The sequence below is a fragment of the Acinetobacter sp. SH024 genome, assembly GCF_000163635.1.
GTDB lineage: Bacteria > Pseudomonadota > Gammaproteobacteria > Pseudomonadales > Moraxellaceae > Acinetobacter > Acinetobacter pittii.
The window spans coordinates 302786-324213 of sequence record NZ_GG753601.1 but is presented as its reverse complement, the minus strand read 5'-3'; the positions used below and the strand labels follow the sequence as shown (position 1 = coordinate 324213).

The window sequence follows — 21428 nt, the reverse complement described above, 5'->3', positions numbered from 1 at the left end:
AAAATGAAATATTTTTATTTTAAAGCAATATTATTGCTATCTGTAAGTCCATTTGTATATGCGGTAGATCCTCAATTAAATTCTAGTTTTAAAGTTCAGGCTAAAATTGAAAATGGATGCTCAATAGATAATATCGAACAGAAAATTGATTTTGGTAAATATTCAGCTTTATCAAAAGATAAAGTCGTTTCTAATATTATAAATAGCAAAGAATCTTGGAATATTCGTTGTACTGAAAGCTTGCCTGTTAGTATTTCTATAGATGGTGGTGAAAATCTACAGAATAATATAAGACGTATGAAAAATGGTTCATCTTCGAATTATTTGCCTTATAAGTTATATAACTCTAGCAGTTTGTCTACTGAATATGTTGTCGGTAATAAATATTTATTGCCTGCCACAACACCTACAAACCGTCTGGCAAATTTTGAAATATATGGTGTCGTTGATTTAGAAAATAATAATGAACCACATACTGCTGGAATTTATAAAGATACTGTTTCAATAATGATTACATGGTGATTTGTATGAACAATTCTGCATTTATTAAAAATGGCATTTTAAAATCTTTTTTATTTGCAAGTACATTATCACTTGTTACACCTGTGATGGCGCAAGCAACTTTTTTAATTTGGCCTATTTATCCAAAAATTGAAGCCAATGAAAAAGCAACAGCGGTTTGGCTTCAAAATACCGGCAAGACCGATGCGATGGTGCAAATTCGGGTGTTTAAATGGAATCAAGATGGCTTAAAAGATAACTATAATGAGCAATCCGAAATTATACCAAGCCCGCCTGTAGCTAAAATTAAAGCAGGTGAGAAGCATATGCTTCGTTTAACCAAAAGCGCCAATTTGCCAGATGGCAAAGAACAGTCATATCGGTTGATTGTAGATGAGTTACCGATTCGCCTTTCCGATGGAAACGAGCAAGACGCTTCTAAAGTGAGTTTCCAAATGCGTTACTCAATTCCGTTATTTGCCTATGGAAAAGGTATTGGTAGTGGTTTAACTGAAGAGAGCCAAAAAGCAAATGCAAAAAATCCTTTAGCCAAACCCGTTTTACAGTGGTCCGTCCGCAACAATGAGAAAGGCCAGTCTGAGCTATATTTAAAAAATAATGGACAGAAATTTGCGCGTCTTTCGGCACTTAAAACTTCAAAAACTGGCAATGATATTTCTTTAGGGAAAGCTGCTTTTGGCTATGTTTTATCGAATAGTACCGTGAAGTTTGCTATTGATAAGTCGACTGCAAATGAATTGTTAAAAACTTCTAAAATTTATGGTGTTGATAGCTCTGGCATAAAACAAGAGTTGATCGAAATCACAAAAATGGAGGATCCAACATGATCCTTCGGCATAATAATTTATGCAAAAGTATTTTGCTAATTTTGTTGTCGGGTGGATGCTTAAATATTCCAAATGTTGCTGTTGCTGGCGATTTGCCTCCACCACCAAAAGATATTAACGAAATTAATCAATTGTTTAAGCTATATCTAGACTTGGTTGTAAACCAATATTCAGTTCAGCAGGTTGTGCCTGTCATCGTTAAAAATGATGAGTACTTCATACAAAAAAACAAGCTGATCGATGAGTTAGAAATTCAAATTCCTCAGGAGCTACTGACAAACAACGAGACCGCTTTAACCAATCAAGATATCTTAACTTTGGGGTTTAGTGGTGATGCAAGTGACTGGATATCTTTAGATAAGTTGAGAGATGTAAGCTATGAATATCAATCATCAAACCAATATTTTAAGCTTAACTTTCCACCTGCTTGGATGCCGACTCAAGTTTTAGGTAAAGACTCATGGTATAAGCCTGTCGTTGCTCAGTCTGGTATAGGGCTGCTCAATAACTATGATTTTTATACTTATAGACCCTATCAAGGTGGTTCAACCAGTAGTTTATTTACTGAGCAGCGTTTTTTCTCTCCGTTAGGGGTTATTAAAAACTCTGGTGTCTATGTCAAAAATCAATATAAAAATGAAGGTAACGCCGAGTCTTTAGACAATGATGGCTATCGTCGTTATGACACATCTTGGCAATTTGATAACCAAAATAACGCTACATCTTTTGTACTAGGTGACATTATTACCGGTAGTAAAACGACTTGGGGAAGCTCTGTCCGTCTAGGTGGTTTTCAGGTACAGAGAAATTATTCAACTCGACCCGATTTAATTACCTATCCATTGCCACAGTTTATTGGGCAAGCCGCGTTGCCAAGTACAGTCGATTTAATTATTAATGGTCAAAAGACCAGTTCAACAGAGGTACAGTCTGGGCCGTTTATTTTAAACAATGTTCCTTTTATTAATGGTAAAGGGGAAGCTGTTGTGGTCACGACCGATGCAGTCGGGCGTCAGGTTACAACAGCGGTCCCATTTTATATTTCTAATACTTTGCTCAAGCCCGGCTTATTTGATTACTCATTGTCTTTAGGGAAAATTCGTGAAGACTACGGACTTAAGAACTTTTCTTATGGAAAATTTGCAAGTGCAGCCGATGCCCGTTATGGGGTCAATGACTGGTTTACCGTAGAAGGTCGTACAGAACTTTCTTCAGACTTACAGTTATTGGGTGCAGGGTCTGTACTCAAGCTTGCAAACTTAGGTGTGCTGAGTGCTTCTTTTAGCCAAAGTAAGGCCGATAAGTCTATGTCTGAAGATCGAGCTAAAGATTTAGAGGGTAATCAATATACGGTCGGGTACAGCTATAACCGTAATCGGTTTGGTTTTAGTATTAACCATAACCAGCGCGATGATGAATATACCGATCTTTCACGGCTGCAATATAGCAATTTAATTTCGGTCAATAGCAATAAAAGCTTAACGGCCAATACTTACTTTGCGACCAAAAATTCAGGCACATTTGGCGTCGGTTATATTAATACTAAGGCGAATGACTTTAAAAACCGCTTCTTAAACTTGTCATGGGCACCTGTTTTACCGACTTATATGAATGGTGTGACCGTTTCATTAAGTGCCAACCGTGACTTTATCGAAAAAGAGTGGAGTGCTGCATTTCAGCTTTCGATACCACTGTTCCAACGAAACGCGACTGTGAACTCGGGTTATGCATTTAATAAAGAGGGCGATACGGGTTATGTTAATTTCAACCGTTCTGTACCGTCTGAGGGTGGTGTGGGTGTCGACTTGACCCGACGCTTTAATGAAAATAGTGAAGATTTAAATCAGGCACGTGTCAATTACCGCAATGGTTATATCAATACCGACTTTGGTATGTCTGGAAACCATGACTATAACTATTGGTTTGGTCTATCTGGTTCACTTATTTATATGGGGGGTGAGATATTTGCTTCAAACCGTTTAGGCGATTCTTTTGCATTGGTCGATACCAACCAAGTACCAGATGTTTTGGTTAGATACGAAAACAGTTTAATTGGTCGTAGTAATAAAAAAGGCCATATTTTTGTGCCATCGGTGACGCCTTATTATTCGGGTAAATACAGCGTCGACCCAATCGATTTACCTTCAAACTTTACAATCACGCAAGTTGAACAACGTATTGCTGCTAAACGCGGCTCGGGTGTTGTGATTAAGTTCCCAGTTCATCAGTCTATTTCTGCTAACGTTTATTTAACTCAAGCAGACGGCAAACCGATGCCTGTTGGTTCAGTCGTGCATAGAGCTGACCAAGAGTCGTCTTATGTGGGAATGGATGGCATTGTCTATTTAGAAAACTTGAAACCCAACAATACCGTAACTGTTCAACGTTCAGATCAGAGCGTATGTAAGGCAGATTTTTCTGTAGATGTAGAACAAGCCAAGCAACAAATTGTGGTGGTTAAGCCTGTTACGTGTCATGAGGTATCTTTACCATGAAAATAAAAACAAAAAAATTACTCAGCCATTTATGTATGTTTTCTGGACTGATGTTGGCTGGAAATTTGGCTCATGCTGCATGTAGTGTGAGTGCTTCCGGTTCATCTACTATTTCGGTTCCGTCTATTTACCTAATGGAAAACGGTGAGAATTCTTCACAGTTTAATTCTGGTTTGTCATGTACGGGTTTTAGTCTGGCTTTAGCAAACATGACATATCTAAAATATCGAGTTGAACAAATGTCGAATTCGTTTACCAACGCTCAAACCGGAGAAAAGCTCAATGCTGTTATTTTAGATAGTAATAATGAAATCATTAGCTTAGGCCAAGAAAAAGACATGAGTAGCTTTACACTGGTCAATCTTTTTAGCGGGCCAGATGGTAATTTGCCTTTTTATATACGCCTTCCGGCTGGGCAAAGCGTATCACCTGGTGTTTATCAGGCTGATTCACCGTTAAAAGTAAAATGGTTTTATTCGGTACCAGGGGTTGCTATTGCCGGAATCGGTATATTCTTTGAAAGCCCAGGATTTAAACGCGGGGTATTGGGTATCGGTTTTAACTGGGGAACTGGAACAGACTCGCTTGGTTCACTGTCAATTACTGTACTTCCAGACTGTCGAATTTTAGCTCAAGACGTAAACTTTGGTACAGCGGCGTTTGCGTCCAAGCTTGAACCTGTTCAGTCTTCTATGGGAATCCGTTGCTCGGTAAATACCCCATACTATGTCAGTTTAAATAATGGACTTTCCCCTCAAAACGGTAACCAGCGTGCCATGAAGTCGCAAACGGGAAATACGTATTTAAAATACGATATTTTCAAGAACTCATCGAATGATCGATGGGGAAGCGGTAACGAGCGTTGGTCGAGTTTAAATGCAACGATTAACCCGGGCGTACATAATGGAGTAACGCAGCAGAATTATGTGTTTACCACAAAAATTGTTGATGAAAACGCAGATACAGTACCAGCGGGAACTTACCAAGACACGGTCACGGTACAAGTCGAGTTTTAAAGACTATTTGCTTTTTATAAAAGATAAAAGCTCAGTTCATGGGCTTTTATCTTTGAATAAATTATTAGATTTTCAAATTTTATAAAACTTATTCCAGTTCCAATTCATTATCATCTTTTGTAATTTTAATTTTTAACTTTTTATATTTTCGCTTATTTGGATCTAGGGCTGAATTCATCACTTCATCTGCAAAAGGCGGGCACTGCATCAATTTTGCATAAGCCCTATAGCCGATGCGTATTCGAGTAGGCGGGCAATCGGTTCTTTTTGAGTAGTATTCAATGAGTGAGTTCAGTTCTTGTAATAAAGTTTGCTGTTCCATCATACATACTTAACAATTAGATGACTTAAGCATAATAGACTTGGCCGTTTAGCGGAATATGCCTTTAAAATGTACAGCTCTGTAAATTGTGATGTAGTTCTCTAAAACACATATTTTATGTATGAAGTATGTTTAGGAGAGATTTTGGATGTTTTTTTAATCGGATTGTCATAAAGAAAGGCTAATTTAGACTCATAACAAAAATGATGAAGATTGTTGCGAACAATAAAATCAAAAGCAATTTTCACAGACGTGGTCGTGAGGTAATTAGGGCTAATTCGAAAGAGTTGGCTTTTTTGTTTTAATCAATTTTTTGTTTGCAAATATGGTTTTGGTTTAAATGTTTAGCTTCTTTAAAGCAGAACTTCGCTATTATTAAGCTTTAGTATCTAATTGAATTTTAATAATAATGAAAGAGATATTTTATGTTCGGAACCAAATTGACGGTCTAAAAATTAAAGATTATCCTTCTTTTTTATGGCAAAACGGAAGTAGGACACTTTAGGGTGTGCTAGGGTCTAACTAGTCTGTCAACCTTCTTTCGTCTTGCCACCATTCATTAGCAGTATTTGTATATCTTTAAATTTAAGTTGAACTAGAATTTAGCTTAACTATCTAATTGAATGAAAAACGATAATTATTTAACTATTTTCTATTCAACCTTACATTGACACTCTAAATCTTGCCGATTATCCTTTGCCTGCTGGCCTACATTGCTAGCGGGTTTTAGCAGACCCTACTTAACAAAGACGATATACGAAACCTAGTTTTGTGTATCGTGAACTCGTTCGCCCCCTTTTTCTCTATGGTAGGGCGGAAGGGGGACACCTTCGGGTGTGCTGGTTTCTTTGTTGCCAGTCTGCTAACCCTCTTTCGTCCTGCCACCATCATTTAGCAGTGATCGGTAGGATTTCTTGTATTAACAAAGGAGTCCGCTATGCGTACTAATTCTTTTTCTTTATTGGCCTTTGCCAAATTCTCTCGACTCATACCGCTTAAACAGTCTTTAAAACGATGTAATCGACTTTAGGTTTCTACACCTTAAGAATCGTTACGACTAAAACATAGCAACAATAAACCAGAGATAGGTGAGCACACCATTATTGTGCGGTTTTTTGCATGCCTGTATTTAGCACTCATTTTAAGAGTGACGGCATTTCTATCTCTTCTATTTACAACAAAAAATTATTTTAAGCGGTATACATGAAAAATTTAGAAGTTTCATTTAGAGCAACGCGAGCGCTTTATACAGCAGCAGATTTATTTAAACAATACGGCTTCAACAAGGTCGGGGTGGACCGAATTGTTAGTGAAACTAAAATTTCTAAAGCCACCTTTTACAACTACTTTCACTCAAAAGAAAGATTAATTGAAATGTGTTTGTTGGTTCAAAAAGAGCACTTAAAAGAAAAAGTGAGAGCGGTAAGTGAATCTCGTCAATATCCAGATTTGGCGCTTAAGCTTAGACAAATTTACCTTTTACATGCGGACTTAAAGGGGGCGTATTATCTGTTGTTTAAAGCGATTTTTGAAATTAAACAGCTTTATCCAAATGCATATCAAACTGCAATTCGTTATAGGCGATGGCTTAAAAATGAAATTTTCTGGGTTCTGCGAGAATCTAAAAAAAGGGCTACGTATGAAGAGTCAGATATTTTTGTATTTATGATTGATGGTGCGATTTTTGGTCTTTTAGGTTCAAGCCAAAATGAAGAACCTGATCAGTTGCTAGATTACTTTTTAAAGGTAAATGCTTAAATTGAACCTTTTACATTCAAAAACTGAAATAGCAAATTAAAGAACAGAAAGAAAAAAGTGAGGCTGCTAGAGCCTCACTGTATATAGGTGCTTATTTGCCTTTTTTGGTTTTTAAATATTCTGCATAAGCTTCATCCGCAAAGCGTCTTAGAGAATCACCAATTGCAGCATATTGATATTCATTCAGGTTAGCCAAAGATGCACGAGCAGAAGGATGCTGCACACCGAAGCCAGAACCGGGTAATAAAACCACACCTGTTTCATCGGCAACTCTAAATAATAGCTCGGTCGGATTTTTATTTTTCATAACCCAATCGGCAAACTCATCTCCATAGAGAGTCCGTGATGTGTTTTCAAGGTTGACTAGGGTGTAGTAGTCCACAGCATTTGGATCTGTTGGAACCTCGACACCAAGCTGTCTATAAAGTGCTGCATCGCGTTCACGAACAACAGATTTAACTGCTTTTTTATAGCTCTGGCGTGAGTCCATCATATTAAACAAGGCAAATAAAACCATTTGAACTTGCTGCGGGGTAGACAGACCAGCGGTATGGTTTAAAGCAACATTTCGGCTATCGGCAACTAAGCGGTCAATAAACTTAATACTTGCTGGGTCGGTGGTTAAAGATGAATAGCGTTCTTCAAGCTCTTTCTTCTCTTTTTTCGATAAGTTCGCAATTTGTTTATCAAGCACATTGTTATTTGAAAGTGCAATGACACCAAGTCGCCAACCAGTCGCACCAAAGTATTTAGAGAACGAATAAACCAGAATCGTATTATCAGGGCAGATCGCAAAAAGTGATTTGAAGTTATCGGCAAACGTACCGTAAACGTCATCGGTCAAAATGATCAGATCAGGGCGTTTTTTGACGATATCAGCCAAAATTGCAAGTCCTTCATCACTCATTTTCACCGATGGTGGATTACTTGGGTTGACTAAAAAGAAAGCTTTAATAGATGGATCTTCTAATTTCCTAAGCTCCGACTCAGGATATTGCCAACCGAGTTTAGGGTCAGCTTCAATCAATACTTCTTCAAGCTGGTAGTCATTGAGTTTTGGAATCTCAAGATATGGTGTAAAAATAGGGCTACCAATCGCAATACGGTCGCCATTTTTGATAATTTTATTTTCTTTTAATGAGTTAAAAATATAGGCCATTGCGGCTGTTCCGCCTTCGACCGCAAACAAATCTAAGTCTCTTTTTTGCATGCCTTGTACGCCCATTTCTCTTAAGACGTACTCTTTAATAATCGTTTCACTCACTCGAAGCATTCGGTCTGGTACTGGATAGTTACAGCCTAAAATCCCTTCAACCATTTCAAGTAAAAAAAGATCTGGGTCTAAGCCTAACTGGTCGCGCACATAAGACACGGCTTTACCTAAAAAGACCACACCGGGTTTGTCACGGTTTTCCAAAATGAAGTTATCAAAACGTGACTGGAGTCCAACGGGGCGCGGGAAGCCACCTAAACCTTCCGGCATATAGGAAAATGAAAATTCGGATTCGGTCGCAGAAAACAAACCCAGTTGAAAGAATGCTCTACGTGGGATGGTAGCAAGAAAGTTTGGATTACCACGTCCAGCATTTAGCATCATTCGGTCAGTTCTGCTTTGAGCTAATTCTATTAAATTATCTTTTAGTTCAAATGGGCTGAGTTTTGCGTATTTAGAATAATCGACTTTCCCCATGGGACGTCTCCTTAATTATAGTGAGATGAATAAAATTTCTAATTCAATGTATAAAATCAGGCCAAGCCTACGATCAGTGGTCCGAGTAAGGTTAAGAACACATTTGCTAGGGCATAGGTAATTGCAAATGGAACGGTCGGAATCGAGTTTCCTGCTTTGTCTAAAATTGCACCAAATGCAGGGTTTGCACTGCGTGAACCAGATAGTGCACCTGCCATTACTGCAACGTTGTCATAACGCAGAACATAACGAGCAAAGAGCATGGAAAGTAGGAGGGGAACCAGTGTTACCACAACTCCAATCATAAAGAGTGAAAGACCACTTTCTTTAATGGTTTGAATAGCTTGTAAACCTGATTGTAAGCCGACGGCAGCAACGAAGCCCGCAAGTCCCAAATCTTTAAGAAGCTGTGAAGCCGCTAAAGGCATATTGCCATGCACTTGATTTCGACTTCGAATCCAACCAAACAGAAGACCTGATAGTAAAGCACCGCCACCAGCACCAAGAGTTAATGGCACATCACCCAAACGAATCACAAATAGACCAATCACCAAACCGACCACAAGGCCTGCACCATGGAAAATCCAGTCCGTTTTTAAACTTTCAGGTAGGGCTTTACCTGCTTCTTTCACCAAGCGGTCGAGGTCGCTTTTTGTACCATATACGGTGACCACATCGCCTTGTCGTAGAACAGTATCGTCACTTAAAGGTTGTGGCTCATCCTTACGCTTAATCGCAAGTACATAAATACCGTGCTTTAAATACGCAGGCGTATTGGCCTTAATGTCTCCTAAGGTACGGTTGAGATATTTGGAATTTCTTAGGATGACATCGCTGGTATCCATAATCATTTCCATACCTTGCGATGACTGTAATTCGCTACCGATTTGCTCGGCAACTGAAACCACATTGGCACGGCGACCAACCAATAAGATGACATCGTCTGTTTGTAAAGTTAGCTCGGGAGCGACATCAATAAACTGATCTTTACGTTTTAACCGTTCAATCGTAATACTCGGCTCTTTTGCTTCAATTTCCGCAATAGTTTGGCCATTGGCTTGTTTAACTTTATAAATACGACCCACAATTTCCGGCATTGCCAGTTCTTGGCCTGGTGCGAGTTCAAAAGCACCTTTTAGCCGCTCACTCTGAGCTTTTAAAGCATCGTCGTGAATTTCTTTACCCATAAATTTAGGCAAGATATTCACACAGACAATAATTGCTCCCAATGATCCGAAAATGTAAGTGACCGCATAGCCAATCGCGACATTTGCCTGAAGTCTTTGAATTTCTGCGAGTGGGAGATCGAGTCTAGAAATTGCATCTCCCGCAGTCCCAATAATCGCTGATTGAGTCATGCCGCCCGCAGCGAGACCCGCAGCCAAGCCTTTATCGAGATGAAAAATTTTAGCCATTACTAAAACAGTGACTAAACCACACACTGCCATGAATACTGCTAAAAGAATTTCTTTTATGGACTGTGGACCCAGTGATTTAAAAAACTGTGGACCACTTTCAAAGCCGACTGCGTAAATGAAGAGAGCAAATAAAATTGCTTTAACGCCGTTATCGACAGGTACGCCAATAAGACTTAAAACAACTGCGACGAGTAAGGAGCCTGCGACTCCACCAAATTGAAATTTTCCAAATTGGAATTGTCCAATCCAGAAGCCTATTGCGAGTGATAAGAACAATAATATTTCGGGGCTGTGCTTTAAAACACCTTGTAACCATTCAATCATTTTGATCTCACTTTTATTATTAGATCTATCTTTAATATATAAATTTATTTATTTTTCATTTTTAAAATACAATATGAAAATTACTTAAGCAAACCTTTAAGTTTGGTGGTTTTCTTAAGTTTAATTATAATAATTAATGAGTTTAAAATGCTTGTAATCCAAGGGGTGGTGGTAATTCTGAGTGTTTAAATCAACTATTAATTTTTTAATCATAGATAAAATTTATTTACAATAATATAAAGAATATTTTATGAAATTAAAGCGTCTTGCTTATATCTAATCTTGAAAACAAGTTTTTAGTTTATTGATATTTAAGTGATTAATTTTTAATTGTTAGGCTGGTCTTAATTTTTATATAAATTAAAAAACAATCTACTTAAAATTAATTTTTTGATAATTATGTCGCATAAATTAATTTTTAATATATTTGGAATACATTTAAATAAATCTTCATAATAATACTTATTTTAAAGAAAAACATAAAATCAACTTGAACCTTGTTCATTTTTAAATAAAAAGCTTCTGGTTATCGAAGCTTGATATTTAAAAATATTTATTACCTTGAAAATAGTGGCTTATAGTGATTTAAAACTTTGGAATTACTGTTTCGAAGCTAACATTTTTAAGTAAAGATCTGCTCGCTGTGCATGACCAAAGCACCAATCTTCAGCACTGTTTTGCACAATCACAAACATGACATCTTGCTCTGGAATATTAAGTTCCTGGTGGAGTTGTGCTGTCACATGCTGCATTAAATCTGATTTTTGCTGAGCTGTTCTGGGTTTACCGGAAGTAATGTACAGCACATATATTTTTCAGTGCGGGGGAGATGTTAAGCAATAGTGAGAGTCTAGTCATTTTACGCTCTCAGCTACTTGGGTGAAAAAGTGTGCTATTTGAGCATAAGTTTTTGACTTTATAAAACTATTTTGATTTGATCACCGAATACGTACAGATTATTTAGCAGTTTCAACAATATATTGAACAGTAGTCATGGTAATTTACATTGTCTGATATAGCTTTTAGATTGATTTATATTTTAATTTATCTTAGTAATAAAAAGAGCTTTGTGTGACACAGTAAAATGATAAACCTTAGAGTATAACTATGAAGCTTAAAGAATTAGCAGGTTGTGAGGAATGCGATACTGTCTATCGTAGAACCCCGCTTGCTTATGGAAAAAGAGCTTATTGCTTATGCTGCGGTGCTGAACTCTATCGGCACACCAAACCTTTTTCGACACTGTTGGCTTTAATATTAACGGCGTTGATCGTATTTATTATTGCTAATAGCTTTCCTATTGTAAAAATTGAATTGCAGGGCAACATCTCTGAAACCACCTTACTGGGTGCGGTCTGGGTGATGTTTCATTATGATCGGGCTTTTGTTGGGATTCTTATTTTAATCACCACTTTTATTGTGCCACTTTCCTATCTTTTATTACTTTCCTATGTGTTGGGCACAGTAAGCGTATTAAAGAAAAGACCCACATTTTTAGTGTTTGCCTTACGTACACTTTATTTTATGAGAGTGTGGGGAATGGTTGAGGTGTTCTTAATCGGGATCTTGGTCACGCTTGTGAAGTTAATAGGAATGGTGTTGGTGATTCCCGAGATTGCGTTATGGGCATTTGCGATTTTAAGTGTATTGTTGGTCTATATTACTTCCATAAAGGTGAGTGATATATGGAACGAAATTGATAGGTCACTGCCATGAAAACGATAAAAAATGTGACCCCAACACAAAGCTCACAGCAAGGGGCAGCGCTTAAGCAATACCCACGAGCCAAAGATCTCTCATTAATTGTCTGTCACTGCTGTGGCGTCGTAAATTCTGCTCAAAATGAAAAGAGACGACTCAACCAAAGCCATCAGGTGTTACGTTGTATTCGTTGTAATAGCGTGCTGCATTCACGTAAACCAGCGAGTTTAAATCGAACTTTTGCTTTAGTGGTGGCTGCGACTATTCTCTATATTCCCGCCAATGTACTTCCAATGACGGTGACTGACTCACTGTTGGGTAGCCAGCAAGATACCATCATGAGTGGGGTCATTTACTTTTGGCAAAGTGGAGACTATCTGGTTTCAGTGGTTATTTTCATGGCCAGTATTTTTATTCCCATGTTGAAGCTACTAATTTTGTATTTTTTATTGGTGGCGGTATATCTTCAACAATCTTCAGCTTGGAAGTTTTTACCCGAGCAATGCGTTAAATTATATCGAGTTGTCGAGTTTATTGGCCGTTGGTCAATGATTGACGTATTTGTGGTGGCACTTTTAACAGCACTCATTCAGATTCAATCACTTGCTACGATTTTAGCAGGGCCGGGTTCGATCGCTTTTGGTGCAGTTGTAGTGTTAACCATGTTTGCATCTTTAAGTTTTGATCCACGGCTTATTTGGGATAACTTCTACGCATCTCAAAATAAAAATAAGCCTTCTACTTTTGCCTCAAACAAAACCAAGATTATTCAGGCAGAACACCCGCCGTTGAATAATGATTCCATTAATCCCAGTCAATAAAAGAACAATCAGTATGTCTGAAAATGAAATAACCCCTGGTAGCTCAGATCGTCGTGATCCAGATGTTGAACTGGATAGCGTGAATGATTTGCCAGAACCCCAAGAAAAGAAAAGTCGGTGGAAGCCTCTTTTAATTTGGCTCATTCCACTGATTGCACTTTTAATTGCGCTTTCATTAGCGATAAAAGCGCTCTTGTCTCACGGCCCGACCATTGACGTGTCTTTTAGAACGGCTGAGGGATTGGTCGCGGGTAAAACAACGGTCCGTTATAAACAGGTCGATATTGGCGTAGTACGGCAGATTGATCTTTCAGAAGACCGTTCACACGTGATTGCCAGAATTGATTTGCGTAAAGATGCGAGTAACTTTGCCGCAAAAGATTCACGCTTTTGGGTCGTGCGACCACGTATTGGGACGAGTGGGGTTTCAGGAATAGACACATTATTGTCAGGTTCATATATTGAAGTGGATGGTGGTAAGTCGGAAGAGAAAAAGCTTGAATTTACAGGCTTAGAAGTACCGCCAGTGATTACTTCCGATGTACCGGGTAAAGAATTTTTCTTAAATGCAGATGACTTGGGGTCTTTAGATGTCGGTTCTCCAATTTATTATCGTCGAATTAATGTGGGCCAAATTACAGCCTATAAATTGTCTAACGATGGTAAAACTGTAGAGCTGCAAACTTTTATCCGTGCACCATATGACAAGTTTGTCACCACCGATGCACGTTTTTGGCAGGCGAGTGGTATCGATGTGAGTTTGAATGCTTCAGGATTTAGTTTAGATACTCAATCGCTGGCAAGTATTGTCGCAGGCGGTATTGCTTTTGGAATCCCTGAAAGCTCGCGTGCTACTACAGCGGCAAATCATAGTCGCTTTAATCTATGGGACTCGAAATCTGAGGCATTAAAAGACCCTGACGGGCAACCTCGCGGTGTGATTATGTACTTTGATCATTCATTACGTGGACTGTCTGTTGGCGCGCCAATTGATTTCATGGGCATTGAAATTGGTAATGTTAAATCGATTAATGCAGAGTTTTATAACAACTATAAACAGATTCGTATGCGTGTTGAGGCGGTTATTTATCCTTCACGTGTTGAAAATGGTCAAGCACTCAATCCAAACAGCAATATTTTCAAAGATTTTGTTGAACATGGATGGCGTGCTCAAATGAGAACAGGCAACCTTCTCACGGGCCAAAACTATATTGCCCTAGATAAGTTCCCTAAAGCTAAACCAGCCACATTACAAATTTTGAGTGATGACCGTGTGGTGATTCCAACTACACCAACTGAACTGAGTGGCTTACAAGCACAAGTTTCTCAGATTGCTGACAAGTTAACCAAATTCCCGTTAGTTGAGATTGGGCAAGATGTACGTAAAACGCTCAACAATATGAACACAGCCATTGAGTCTACCGACAAACTGGTTAAACAGTTAGATGGAAAAGTTGCACCTGGTTTACAAGCAACCTTGGACGATGTTCGTAAAACTGTAAGATCGTCAGAGTCTATTTTGTCGAGTGATGCGCCGTTACAACAAGACGTACGTAAAGCATTGCAGCAAATGACACGTGCGGCAGCTTCATTACAGTTAATGGCAGACTATATTGAGCAACATCCTGAATCAATTATTCGTGGTAAGACACCAGAGACCGATGATGAAAAATAAAAACATTCTACCTTTTCAACATCCTAAAGCAGTCAACTGGCTGCTTGGGAGCGGCCTGTTTTTAACGGCTGTTGCCATGACGGCATGTTCGAGTTCGCCAACGCCAAATTATTATACGATGTCCCCTAAAATTACTGCGGCTACAAAATCAACAGTGCAGGTGATTGAGGTTTTACCCGTCGGGATTCCAGACCGATTGGACCGAGCGCCTTTGGTGCTCCAAGATAGTAGTGGTAAGTCTACGGTGTTAAATAATGAACGCTGGACATCGACCATGGGTACGCAATTACGTGATACCTTGTCGGCGGGTTTGCAGCAAAAATTAGGGGCAATTGACAGTTATAGCAGTGGTCTTGCTGGAAACAATCAGCCTTTATACCGAGTCTCTACAGACTTTTCTCATTTTGATATTGTAGATAAAAGCTATATTAATATTGCGGTGTCTTGGGTGGTGAAGCGTCAAATACCGCCCACTCAATTAGAGTCAAATAATGCAAAAGTCATCACGAATGCAGGATCTCAGCTCAATTGTCGAATTGCTTTTAAGCAGCCAATTGATCAAAAAACTAAAAAGATGGATGCGATTGTGAATGCTTCAAGTGAAGCAATGACCCAAATTATTAATACGGTTTCTTCTTCAATTGTGGCGCTAGATTCAAACAAGAAATCGGTTATTAGCAATGGTGTTTGTTCATAAAACCAAGTGCTTTTAACAAACCCCTTTATTTGTGCATAACAGATAAAGGGGTTTTTTATTTTAGTTGCCTCGATAGGTTGAATAACCGTAAGGGCTAAGTAGTAACGGAATATGGTAGTGGTTTACGCTTCCATCAACTTTAAAAATTACAGGAACCTCGGCAAAAAAAGTTTGTTGTTTGTTCTTTTTAAACCAGTCTTCTGTTTTAAAAGTAACTTTATAAATACCTTGCTCTAGTTTTTTATTTTCTGGATAGAGCGCAGTAATACGACCATTTGAATCTGTCACTTGCTGGTTGAGTTTAACCCACTGGTTATTGGTGTTTTTCTCTAAAATGACTTCAACCTGAGAAGAGGGTAAACCCGTTTCTAGGTTTAACACATGCACACTCAGTGGATTAGTTTGTGCAAATGTAGCCGAAGCAATAAATAACGAAGATAAAGCAATAAATGATTTAGTCATGGTGAACTCCTTATGAATGAAAAACGGTTTCAATGGCTTTGTTTGCGCATTGATTGTCATTTTGTGCGCCGCCAGCACCTGCAACCCCAATCGCTCCGATCACTTGGTTCTCAAAACGAACAGGTACGCCACCGCCTAACAAAAGTAAATTTGCTACGGTAGTTAAATTTTTTGCATCGGGGTTTTGGTTACTGTTTTGGCTTAAAACTAAGGTGGATGTTTTGGTAGATAACGCGGTATAGGCTTTTTTCTCGGCAGCCATTAAATTATGCGGACCCACCAGCTCATGCCGTTCGGCAGTTAATGGATTACCGCCGCGATCTACAACAACAACCGCAATATTTTGGTTTAGTTTTTTACATGCCTCTTTCGCACTGTCGGCTAACAGATGGGCAGTTTTTAGATCTAACGAATAAACTTGATTCAAAGCAGGGGGCTGTGCAAAAGTACTATTACCGAATAGCACGGTTGCTAACATCAGCCAGTTCAATTTTTTCATAATGATTGCCTCTATGTCGCTTTGAAAATCTTAAACAAATTGCTTAATTTCAAGCATGACAATCACATTACAAAGTTGTCATCTTTCAAATGAGTCTCTACAAAATGCGTATCCTTATTATTGAAGATGAGATCAAGATCGCCACTTATTTGGTCAAAGGATTAAAAGAGTCTGGATATCAAGCGGAGTGTGTTCACTTAGGGCTGCAAGGTTTGGAAATGCTAAAGAGAGATCAATATGACTTGCTTATTCTTGACGTCATGTTGCCGGACATAGACGGCTGGAGCGTATTACAGGTCCTACGCCAGTTTTCAAAAATTCCGGTGATTTTTTTAACGGCAAAAGATCAGGTGATGGATAGAGTGAAAGGGTTAGAGTTGGGTGCAGATGATTACTTGGCTAAGCCTTTTTCCTATATTGAACTATTGGCACGCATTAAAAGCCTGTTAAGACGACAGCAATATCTGCAAGAAAATGAGCTATCTATTAGCGATTTAAAAATGGATGTGGTCGGTCATAAAGTATGGCGTAGTGGCAACTTAATTGAGCTGAGTAAAACCGAATTTAATTTGTTGCGTTATCTATTGCTCAACAAAGAGCAAATCGTGACACGCAGACAAATTGGTTCCGAAGTTTGGAACATTAACTTTGACACTGATACTAACTTTATTGACGTTGCAGTACGCCGTTTACGAAGCAAAATTGATGAGGGATATGAGTTAAAACTCATTCATACCATACGTGGCTTGGGCTATAAAATTTCGGTTAGCTTATGAACTTTAAATTTCTACGTTCTCTTGAAGTCCGTATTACATTACTGGTCACGCTTTGTTCTGCCTTAATTTTATGTTCCGTCGGCTTTATGACCTATTTGGGTATTAATCAGATTTTATTGAAGCAGCAAGATAAAGCTTTAGCAGAGCGAATTAACCGTTTGGAAATTTTGCTGCAAGATAGTGAAAATGTAGAGCAAATCATTGCGCGTCCTAAGCTGTATCAAAACATGCTCGGTAACCAAGACAACTTGTTTCTGCTCATCCATAAAGACAAAACTTTAATTAATATCAATCCGCTCCACATTCAACTGCCTGAACTTGCACAGCGCAACAGTCTTCAATTTCAAGATTTAGTTAACAACTCATATCCAACACGCATTGCTTGGAAAACCATAAAAATTAATAACGAGCCTTATGTGCTCATTGCAGGTAAACAGTGGTCGGAACGCATCAATATTCTTTTACCTTTTCAAGAAAGTCTCTTGATGTATGTGGTCGGGGGCGTGTTTGCAATCTTTGTGCTTTGTATTTTAGCGTGTCATTTAGGTTTACGGTCGCTACAACAGCTTCGTAAGCAAACTCATTCTATTAACGTAAATCAGCTCCAGAAAAGATTAAATCTATCAAATTCATCTTTAGAAGTTGAGCTACTTTCTAAAGATATAAACCACATGCTTGAGCGTATTGAGAAAGGCTATACCCAGCTCAACCGTTTTTCTGAAGATATCGCTCATGAGTTCCGTACGCCTTTAAATAATTTGATTGGGCAAACCGAGATTGCTTTAACTGGCGAACGTTCGATTGAGCAATATGAAGATTTGCTGGTGTCTCATTTAGACGACTACCACAGATTAAAACGCATGATTGATAGTATGCTTTTCTTGGCAAGAGCCGATCAGAAAATGGTGCTTGTAAACAAACAGGAAATAAACGTCCAAGACGTTATAGATGGTCTATGCCAGATTTTTGAATATCAAGCCGAGGAACAAGACTGTCATTTTAGGTTTAACTTAGAAGCTCAAACCTTATTTGCAGATCCTGAGTTATTTCAAAGAGCTGTTTATAACCTTGTGTTAAATGCGCTGGTTCACGGTGGCAATAACCGAACTATTTATATCGCAACTAAACATAAAATGATTGAACATATGCAATGGGTAAGCCTAACTGTGGTAACGGGTGGTATTTCAATTGCTGAACATCAACTTGAGCATCTTTTTGAAAGATTTTACCAATGCCATTCAAGTCGAAGTGATGAGAATCAAACAGGTGGATTAGGCTTATCGATTGTTGCTTCAATTATGGATCTACATGATGGCCGCTATCGAGTTTATAACACGGTTGAGGGTGTGTGCTTTGAGCTTGATTTTCCAGTTGCCGATGCTCTAAAGAAATACAATTAAATCCTTATTAATGTTGCTTAATTTTTAAAATTCACGCTTTGTTCACAGCCCTCTGACGTATGTTTAAACGTATGAAATAAACAGAAGAGGGCAATCATGAAATTATTATTTAAATCACTTGTCATTAGCAGTAGCCTTGCAGCGGTGAGCTTAATGCTTCCTTTGAGCACCTTTGCAGACACCAATACTAAACCTGTCGCTGTTGATTCTATCGATATTAATAAATACGCAGGGAAGTGGTATGAGATTGCGCACTTACCTATGTTTTTTCAGCGTAATTGTGTAGCCAATACAACTGCAAACTATTCTATTAACGCGGACAAAACCGTTGGTGTTTTAAATAGCTGTACGACTAAAAAAGGCGAAATGATTTCATCTGAAGGCGTTGCTTATCCGCAAAATGAAGGTAACAGTAAATTGAAGGTGAGCTTTTTACCTTCTGGCCTCCGATGGATTCCTTTTACAAAAGGCGATTACTGGGTTTTAAGAGTTGACTCAAATTATCAGGTTGCTTTAGTCGGTGGCCCAAGCCATAAATATTTATGGATTCTTTCTCGTAGCCCTCAACTTGATGAGGCGACATATCAGTCTTATCTGCAAACCGCAAAAAGCTATGGCTACGACGTTTCTAAACTCGTTAAAACAACTCAGTCTAAATAGTGAAATGCTGGTTGCGTAGATGCTTATATTTATCTCGTAACCGAGTGAACTTCACATAAATTTCATTGCGCATTTTCTAAATTAGAACCAAAAGAAATGCTTTAGATCAGGAAGAATCAATGTCTAAATTTTTTCTGCGCTGGATCGATAGCTGGTCAGATTCAGAAAATGCGCAAGTGGGTGCTTCTAGCGAATATGTCATTGAAAAGAACATTCAATGGTTAAGAATTATTCCTTTTATTTTATTACATATCGCTTGTTTAGCAGCGTTTTGGGTGGGCGTATCTTGGTTCGCGGTTGTTTTCATGCTGGGTTTTTATTTTCTTCGCATGTTTGCAATTACCGCTTTTTTTCACCGCTATCTTTCGCATAAAACTTTTCAGACATCACGTCTTGTTCAATTCATTTTTGTACTGATCGGAACCATGAGTGCTCAGCGCGGACCGTTATGGTGGGCAGCCCATCACCGTTATCACCATCACTTTACCGACACCGATCAGGACCCGCATTCAGCAAAAGCAGGCTTTTGGTATTCGCATGTAGGCTGGTTTTTAAATGAGCAAAATTTTGCTACTCGAAAAAAAGTCATTAAAGACTGGTTGAAATATCCAGAGCTGATTTGGCTAGACCGATTTAGTTTGCCTATTGTGATTTTGACGGCCTTATCAATTTATGGTTTAGGTTCGTGGCTTGCACAACATTTTCCTGAGTTGGGCACCAATGGCTTACAACTTTTAGTGTGGGGATTTGTGATTTCCACTGTTCTATTAACACATGCAACCTTGTGTATTAATTCACTGGCTCATCGTTATGGCTCACGTGAGTTTAACACCCCAGATGATAGCCGTAATAACTTCCTACTTTCTTTAATTACCTTGGGTGAAGGATGGCACAACAACCATCACTTTTACGCAGGCAGTGTGCGACAAGGTTTTTATTGGTGGCAGATTGATATCACGTTTTATGTGCTCAAACTGATGTCTATATTTGGTTTGGTGTGGGGGCTAAAGCCAGTACCAGACAAGGTTTATCAATATAAAAAGATTAAAAATTTATCGATAGAGAAAATTGAAAATGGTGAAGTATTATGAAAATTGCCATTATTGGTTCGGGTATATCTGGACTTTACGCAGCTTGGAGATTGTCAGAACAACATCAGGTCACTGTGTATGAAAAAAATAATTATTTTGGCGGTCATACTGACACTCACGAGCTAGAGATAGAAGGCACTAAAGTCGCGGTAGATAGTGGTTTTATTGTGTTTAACGACTATAACTATCCGTTATTTACTGACATGCTTAAAAAATTAGGCGTAGAAACTCAAAGCAGTGATATGAGTTTTTCGGTGAATAATCTGGTCAGTGGACTTCAATATAACCCTTCAAAAAAATGGTCGCTCTTTGCCCGTCCGCAGAACTTTTTAAACCGAAAATTTCTGCAAATGCTCTCAGATTTGCTGCGTTTCTATGATGATAATAAAGATATAGATGTGGTGGATATCGATCCTAATTTATCGATTGAAGAGTATTTGGACCTTCACAAATATAGTCATGAGTTTCGTTATGAACATCTTTATCCGATGTGCGGTGCCTTATGGTCGGCATCTGTTGAGCAAGTAGGACAAATTCCATATCGATTTGTGGTGAGCTTTTTTCAACATCACCGCATGTTGCAGTTAAAAGACCGCCCACAATGGCAAACAGTTAAACACGGTTCGGCAAGCTATATTCGTGCTATTCAAAAGAATTGCCGATCCATTGAGTGGAAATTTGCAGAAGTAAAAGCTGTGAGCCGTTCACCAGAAACAGTTCTAATCGAAACCGTTGAAGGGCAATCGCAATATGACTGGGTGATTTTTGCGAGCCATGCTGACGATAGCCTAAGTTTAATTAAAGATGCGTCGGAGCTTGAACAAGAAATATTAAGCCAATTTGGTTATCAAGATAATCGAATGGTCGTCCATCGTGATCTTTCAATTATGCCTAAAAGCCGTTTGCAGTGGGCAAGCTGGCATGTACATGTAACACCAAAATCTCAAGTTCAAAACGATGAGTCCGACATACATTATGGTTTTACCTACTGGATGAACAATTTGCAGAATTTATCCTGCGCTACGCAAATTTTTTCTACTTTAAATCCGAATATGAAAATCAAAGCCGAAGACATCTTGGTTGAGCGGCAATACCGGCATCCCGTATTTGATGCAAAAGCGATTCAAGCTCAATCTCGTTGGCACGAAATTAGTGGGCAAAATCGTACTTCATTTTGTGGAGCATATTGGGGCTGGGGCTTCCATGAAGATGGCGCCCGCAGTGCAGCACGTGTTGTTGAGCAACTCTTAGCGTTATAAGAATAATAAGGAGCT

20 protein-coding genes are annotated in these 21428 nt (G+C 38.7%); 14 read left to right on the top strand and 6 right to left on the bottom strand.

What is annotated here, in order from left to right; genetic code table 11:
• Positions 1–3: 3 nt before the first annotated feature.
• From HMPREF0013_RS14135 to csuE, 4 genes are read left to right on the top strand one after another with little or no spacing between them, the layout of a single operon-like run.
• Entirely contained in the window at positions 4–522 is a 519-nt protein-coding gene (locus HMPREF0013_RS14135) for a spore coat U domain-containing protein (RefSeq protein WP_002116625.1), read from the top strand.
• Positions 516–1349: a Csu fimbrial biogenesis chaperone CsuC gene (csuC, locus tag HMPREF0013_RS14130; protein WP_148728131.1), complete on the top strand. Its 834-nt coding sequence runs from the start codon at positions 516–518 to the stop codon at positions 1347–1349. The genes HMPREF0013_RS14135 and csuC overlap by 7 nt, the downstream gene beginning before the upstream one ends.
• Positions 1346–3844, top strand: a complete 2499-nt coding sequence (gene csuD, locus HMPREF0013_RS14125) for a Csu fimbrial usher CsuD (RefSeq protein WP_002116599.1) — start codon at positions 1346–1348, stop codon at positions 3842–3844. The genes csuC and csuD overlap by 4 nt, the downstream gene beginning before the upstream one ends.
• Positions 3841–4860: a Csu fimbrial tip adhesin CsuE gene (gene csuE / locus HMPREF0013_RS14120; protein WP_002116603.1), complete on the top strand. Its 1020-nt coding sequence runs from the start codon at positions 3841–3843 to the stop codon at positions 4858–4860. Before csuD ends, csuE begins: the two co-directional genes overlap by 4 nt.
• An 88-nt stretch (positions 4861–4948) precedes the next feature.
• Here the strand turns inward: csuE and HMPREF0013_RS25215 are convergent, their stop codons facing one another.
• On the bottom strand, positions 4949–5182 hold the full coding sequence (locus HMPREF0013_RS25215) for a hypothetical protein (protein ID WP_005803604.1): 234 nt from the start codon (positions 5180–5182) through the stop codon (positions 4949–4951).
• 1203 nt (positions 5183–6385) lie between these two features.
• On the opposite strand from HMPREF0013_RS25215, the gene HMPREF0013_RS14110 reads away from it, so the two are divergent.
• Complete coding sequence (locus tag HMPREF0013_RS14110; RefSeq protein ID WP_002116614.1) at positions 6386–6940, top strand: TetR/AcrR family transcriptional regulator; 555 nt, start codon at positions 6386–6388, stop codon at positions 6938–6940.
• 91 nt (positions 6941–7031) lie between these two features.
• Here the strand turns inward: HMPREF0013_RS14110 and HMPREF0013_RS14105 are convergent, their stop codons facing one another.
• From HMPREF0013_RS14105 to HMPREF0013_RS24570, 3 genes are all read right to left on the bottom strand, one after another.
• Positions 7032–8630 (bottom strand): bifunctional aspartate transaminase/aspartate 4-decarboxylase, encoded by a 1599-nt coding sequence (locus HMPREF0013_RS14105; protein ID WP_002116631.1) that lies wholly within the window; start codon positions 8628–8630, stop codon positions 7032–7034.
• A 56-nt stretch (positions 8631–8686) separates the two neighbouring features.
• Positions 8687–10372: an aspartate-alanine antiporter gene (gene aspT / locus HMPREF0013_RS14100; RefSeq protein ID WP_002116621.1), complete on the bottom strand. Its 1686-nt coding sequence runs from the start codon at positions 10370–10372 to the stop codon at positions 8687–8689.
• A gap of 599 nt (positions 10373–10971) precedes the next feature.
• Entirely contained in the window at positions 10972–11178 is a 207-nt protein-coding gene (locus HMPREF0013_RS24570) for a tautomerase family protein (protein WP_005803601.1), read from the bottom strand.
• Positions 11179–11479: 301 nt separating this feature from the next.
• On the opposite strand from HMPREF0013_RS24570, the gene HMPREF0013_RS0105405 reads away from it, so the two are divergent.
• The 4 genes from HMPREF0013_RS0105405 to HMPREF0013_RS14085 are packed head-to-tail and all read left to right on the top strand — an operon-like array spanning position 11480 to position 15266.
• The gene (locus HMPREF0013_RS0105405; RefSeq protein WP_002116639.1) at positions 11480–12088 is read left to right on the top strand and encodes a paraquat-inducible protein A; all 609 of its coding nucleotides are present in this window, start codon (positions 11480–11482) and stop codon (positions 12086–12088) included.
• Positions 12085–12894: a paraquat-inducible protein A gene (locus tag HMPREF0013_RS0105400; protein WP_002116606.1), complete on the top strand. Its 810-nt coding sequence runs from the start codon at positions 12085–12087 to the stop codon at positions 12892–12894. Before HMPREF0013_RS0105405 ends, HMPREF0013_RS0105400 begins: the two co-directional genes overlap by 4 nt.
• A gap of 7 nt (positions 12895–12901) precedes the next feature.
• Positions 12902–14569, top strand: coding sequence for an intermembrane transport protein PqiB (locus HMPREF0013_RS14090; RefSeq protein WP_078210498.1), 1668 nt, complete (start codon positions 12902–12904; stop codon positions 14567–14569).
• Positions 14559–15266 carry a PqiC family protein gene (locus tag HMPREF0013_RS14085; RefSeq protein ID WP_005803597.1) on the top strand — a complete coding sequence of 236 codons (708 nt, stop codon included), beginning with the start codon at positions 14559–14561 and terminating at the stop codon, positions 15264–15266. The genes HMPREF0013_RS14090 and HMPREF0013_RS14085 overlap by 11 nt, the downstream gene beginning before the upstream one ends.
• A gap of 60 nt (positions 15267–15326) precedes the next feature.
• Here HMPREF0013_RS14085 and uraH read toward each other — a convergent pair whose 3' ends face one another.
• Together uraH and HMPREF0013_RS14075 are read right to left on the bottom strand one after the other, a co-directional pair.
• Positions 15327–15728 (bottom strand): hydroxyisourate hydrolase, encoded by a 402-nt coding sequence (gene uraH / locus HMPREF0013_RS14080; RefSeq protein WP_002116616.1) that lies wholly within the window; start codon positions 15726–15728, stop codon positions 15327–15329.
• A 10-nt stretch (positions 15729–15738) separates the two neighbouring features.
• Positions 15739–16206 carry a GlcG/HbpS family heme-binding protein gene (locus HMPREF0013_RS14075; RefSeq protein ID WP_078210497.1) on the bottom strand — a complete coding sequence of 156 codons (468 nt, stop codon included), beginning with the start codon at positions 16204–16206 and terminating at the stop codon, positions 15739–15741.
• A 125-nt stretch (positions 16207–16331) separates the two neighbouring features.
• Here HMPREF0013_RS14075 and HMPREF0013_RS14070 point away from each other — a divergent pair, with 125 nt between their 5' ends.
• The 5 genes from HMPREF0013_RS14070 to HMPREF0013_RS24965 all read left to right on the top strand — a co-directional run bounded on the left by HMPREF0013_RS14070 (position 16332) and on the right by HMPREF0013_RS24965 (position 21413).
• Positions 16332–17003: a heavy metal response regulator transcription factor gene (locus HMPREF0013_RS14070; RefSeq protein WP_005803595.1), complete on the top strand. Its 672-nt coding sequence runs from the start codon at positions 16332–16334 to the stop codon at positions 17001–17003.
• Complete coding sequence (locus HMPREF0013_RS14065; protein WP_002119593.1) at positions 17000–18403, top strand: heavy metal sensor histidine kinase; 1404 nt, start codon at positions 17000–17002, stop codon at positions 18401–18403. Before HMPREF0013_RS14070 ends, HMPREF0013_RS14065 begins: the two co-directional genes overlap by 4 nt.
• A 96-nt stretch (positions 18404–18499) precedes the next feature.
• Complete coding sequence (locus HMPREF0013_RS14060) at positions 18500–19063, top strand: lipocalin family protein (RefSeq protein WP_002119754.1); 564 nt, start codon at positions 18500–18502, stop codon at positions 19061–19063.
• 119 nt (positions 19064–19182) lie between these two features.
• A complete protein-coding gene (locus tag HMPREF0013_RS14055) occupies positions 19183–20154 on the top strand; it encodes an acyl-CoA desaturase (RefSeq protein ID WP_002119655.1) in 972 nt (323 codons plus the stop codon).
• A complete protein-coding gene (locus tag HMPREF0013_RS24965) occupies positions 20151–21413 on the top strand; it encodes an NAD(P)/FAD-dependent oxidoreductase (protein ID WP_002119626.1) in 1263 nt (420 codons plus the stop codon). The genes HMPREF0013_RS14055 and HMPREF0013_RS24965 overlap by 4 nt, the downstream gene beginning before the upstream one ends.
• Positions 21414–21428 lie beyond the last annotated feature (15 nt).

Coding starts and splice junctions, on each gene's coding strand:
- HMPREF0013_RS14135 (WP_002116625.1), top strand. CDS start 4: ATGAAATATTTTTATTTTAAAGCAATATTATTGCTATCTGTAAGTCCA.
- csuC (WP_148728131.1), top strand. CDS start 516: ATGGTGATTTGTATGAACAATTCTGCATTTATTAAAAATGGCATTTTA.
- csuD (WP_002116599.1), top strand. CDS start 1,346: ATGATCCTTCGGCATAATAATTTATGCAAAAGTATTTTGCTAATTTTG.
- csuE (WP_002116603.1), top strand. CDS start 3,841: ATGAAAATAAAAACAAAAAAATTACTCAGCCATTTATGTATGTTTTCT.
- HMPREF0013_RS25215 (WP_005803604.1), bottom strand. CDS start 5,182: ATGGAACAGCAAACTTTATTACAAGAACTGAACTCACTCATTGAATAC.
- HMPREF0013_RS14110 (WP_002116614.1), top strand. CDS start 6,386: ATGAAAAATTTAGAAGTTTCATTTAGAGCAACGCGAGCGCTTTATACA.
- HMPREF0013_RS14105 (WP_002116631.1), bottom strand. CDS start 8,630: ATGGGGAAAGTCGATTATTCTAAATACGCAAAACTCAGCCCATTTGAA.
- aspT (WP_002116621.1), bottom strand. CDS start 10,372: ATGATTGAATGGTTACAAGGTGTTTTAAAGCACAGCCCCGAAATATTA.
- HMPREF0013_RS0105405 (WP_002116639.1), top strand. CDS start 11,480: ATGAAGCTTAAAGAATTAGCAGGTTGTGAGGAATGCGATACTGTCTAT.
- HMPREF0013_RS0105400 (WP_002116606.1), top strand. CDS start 12,085: ATGAAAACGATAAAAAATGTGACCCCAACACAAAGCTCACAGCAAGGG.
- HMPREF0013_RS14085 (WP_005803597.1), top strand. CDS start 14,559: ATGAAAAATAAAAACATTCTACCTTTTCAACATCCTAAAGCAGTCAAC.
- uraH (WP_002116616.1), bottom strand. CDS start 15,728: ATGACTAAATCATTTATTGCTTTATCTTCGTTATTTATTGCTTCGGCT.
- HMPREF0013_RS14075 (WP_078210497.1), bottom strand. CDS start 16,206: ATGTTAGCAACCGTGCTATTCGGTAATAGTACTTTTGCACAGCCCCCT.
- HMPREF0013_RS14070 (WP_005803595.1), top strand. CDS start 16,332: ATGCGTATCCTTATTATTGAAGATGAGATCAAGATCGCCACTTATTTG.
- HMPREF0013_RS14065 (WP_002119593.1), top strand. CDS start 17,000: ATGAACTTTAAATTTCTACGTTCTCTTGAAGTCCGTATTACATTACTG.
- HMPREF0013_RS14060 (WP_002119754.1), top strand. CDS start 18,500: ATGAAATTATTATTTAAATCACTTGTCATTAGCAGTAGCCTTGCAGCG.
- HMPREF0013_RS14055 (WP_002119655.1), top strand. CDS start 19,183: ATGTCTAAATTTTTTCTGCGCTGGATCGATAGCTGGTCAGATTCAGAA.
- HMPREF0013_RS24965 (WP_002119626.1), top strand. CDS start 20,151: ATGAAAATTGCCATTATTGGTTCGGGTATATCTGGACTTTACGCAGCT.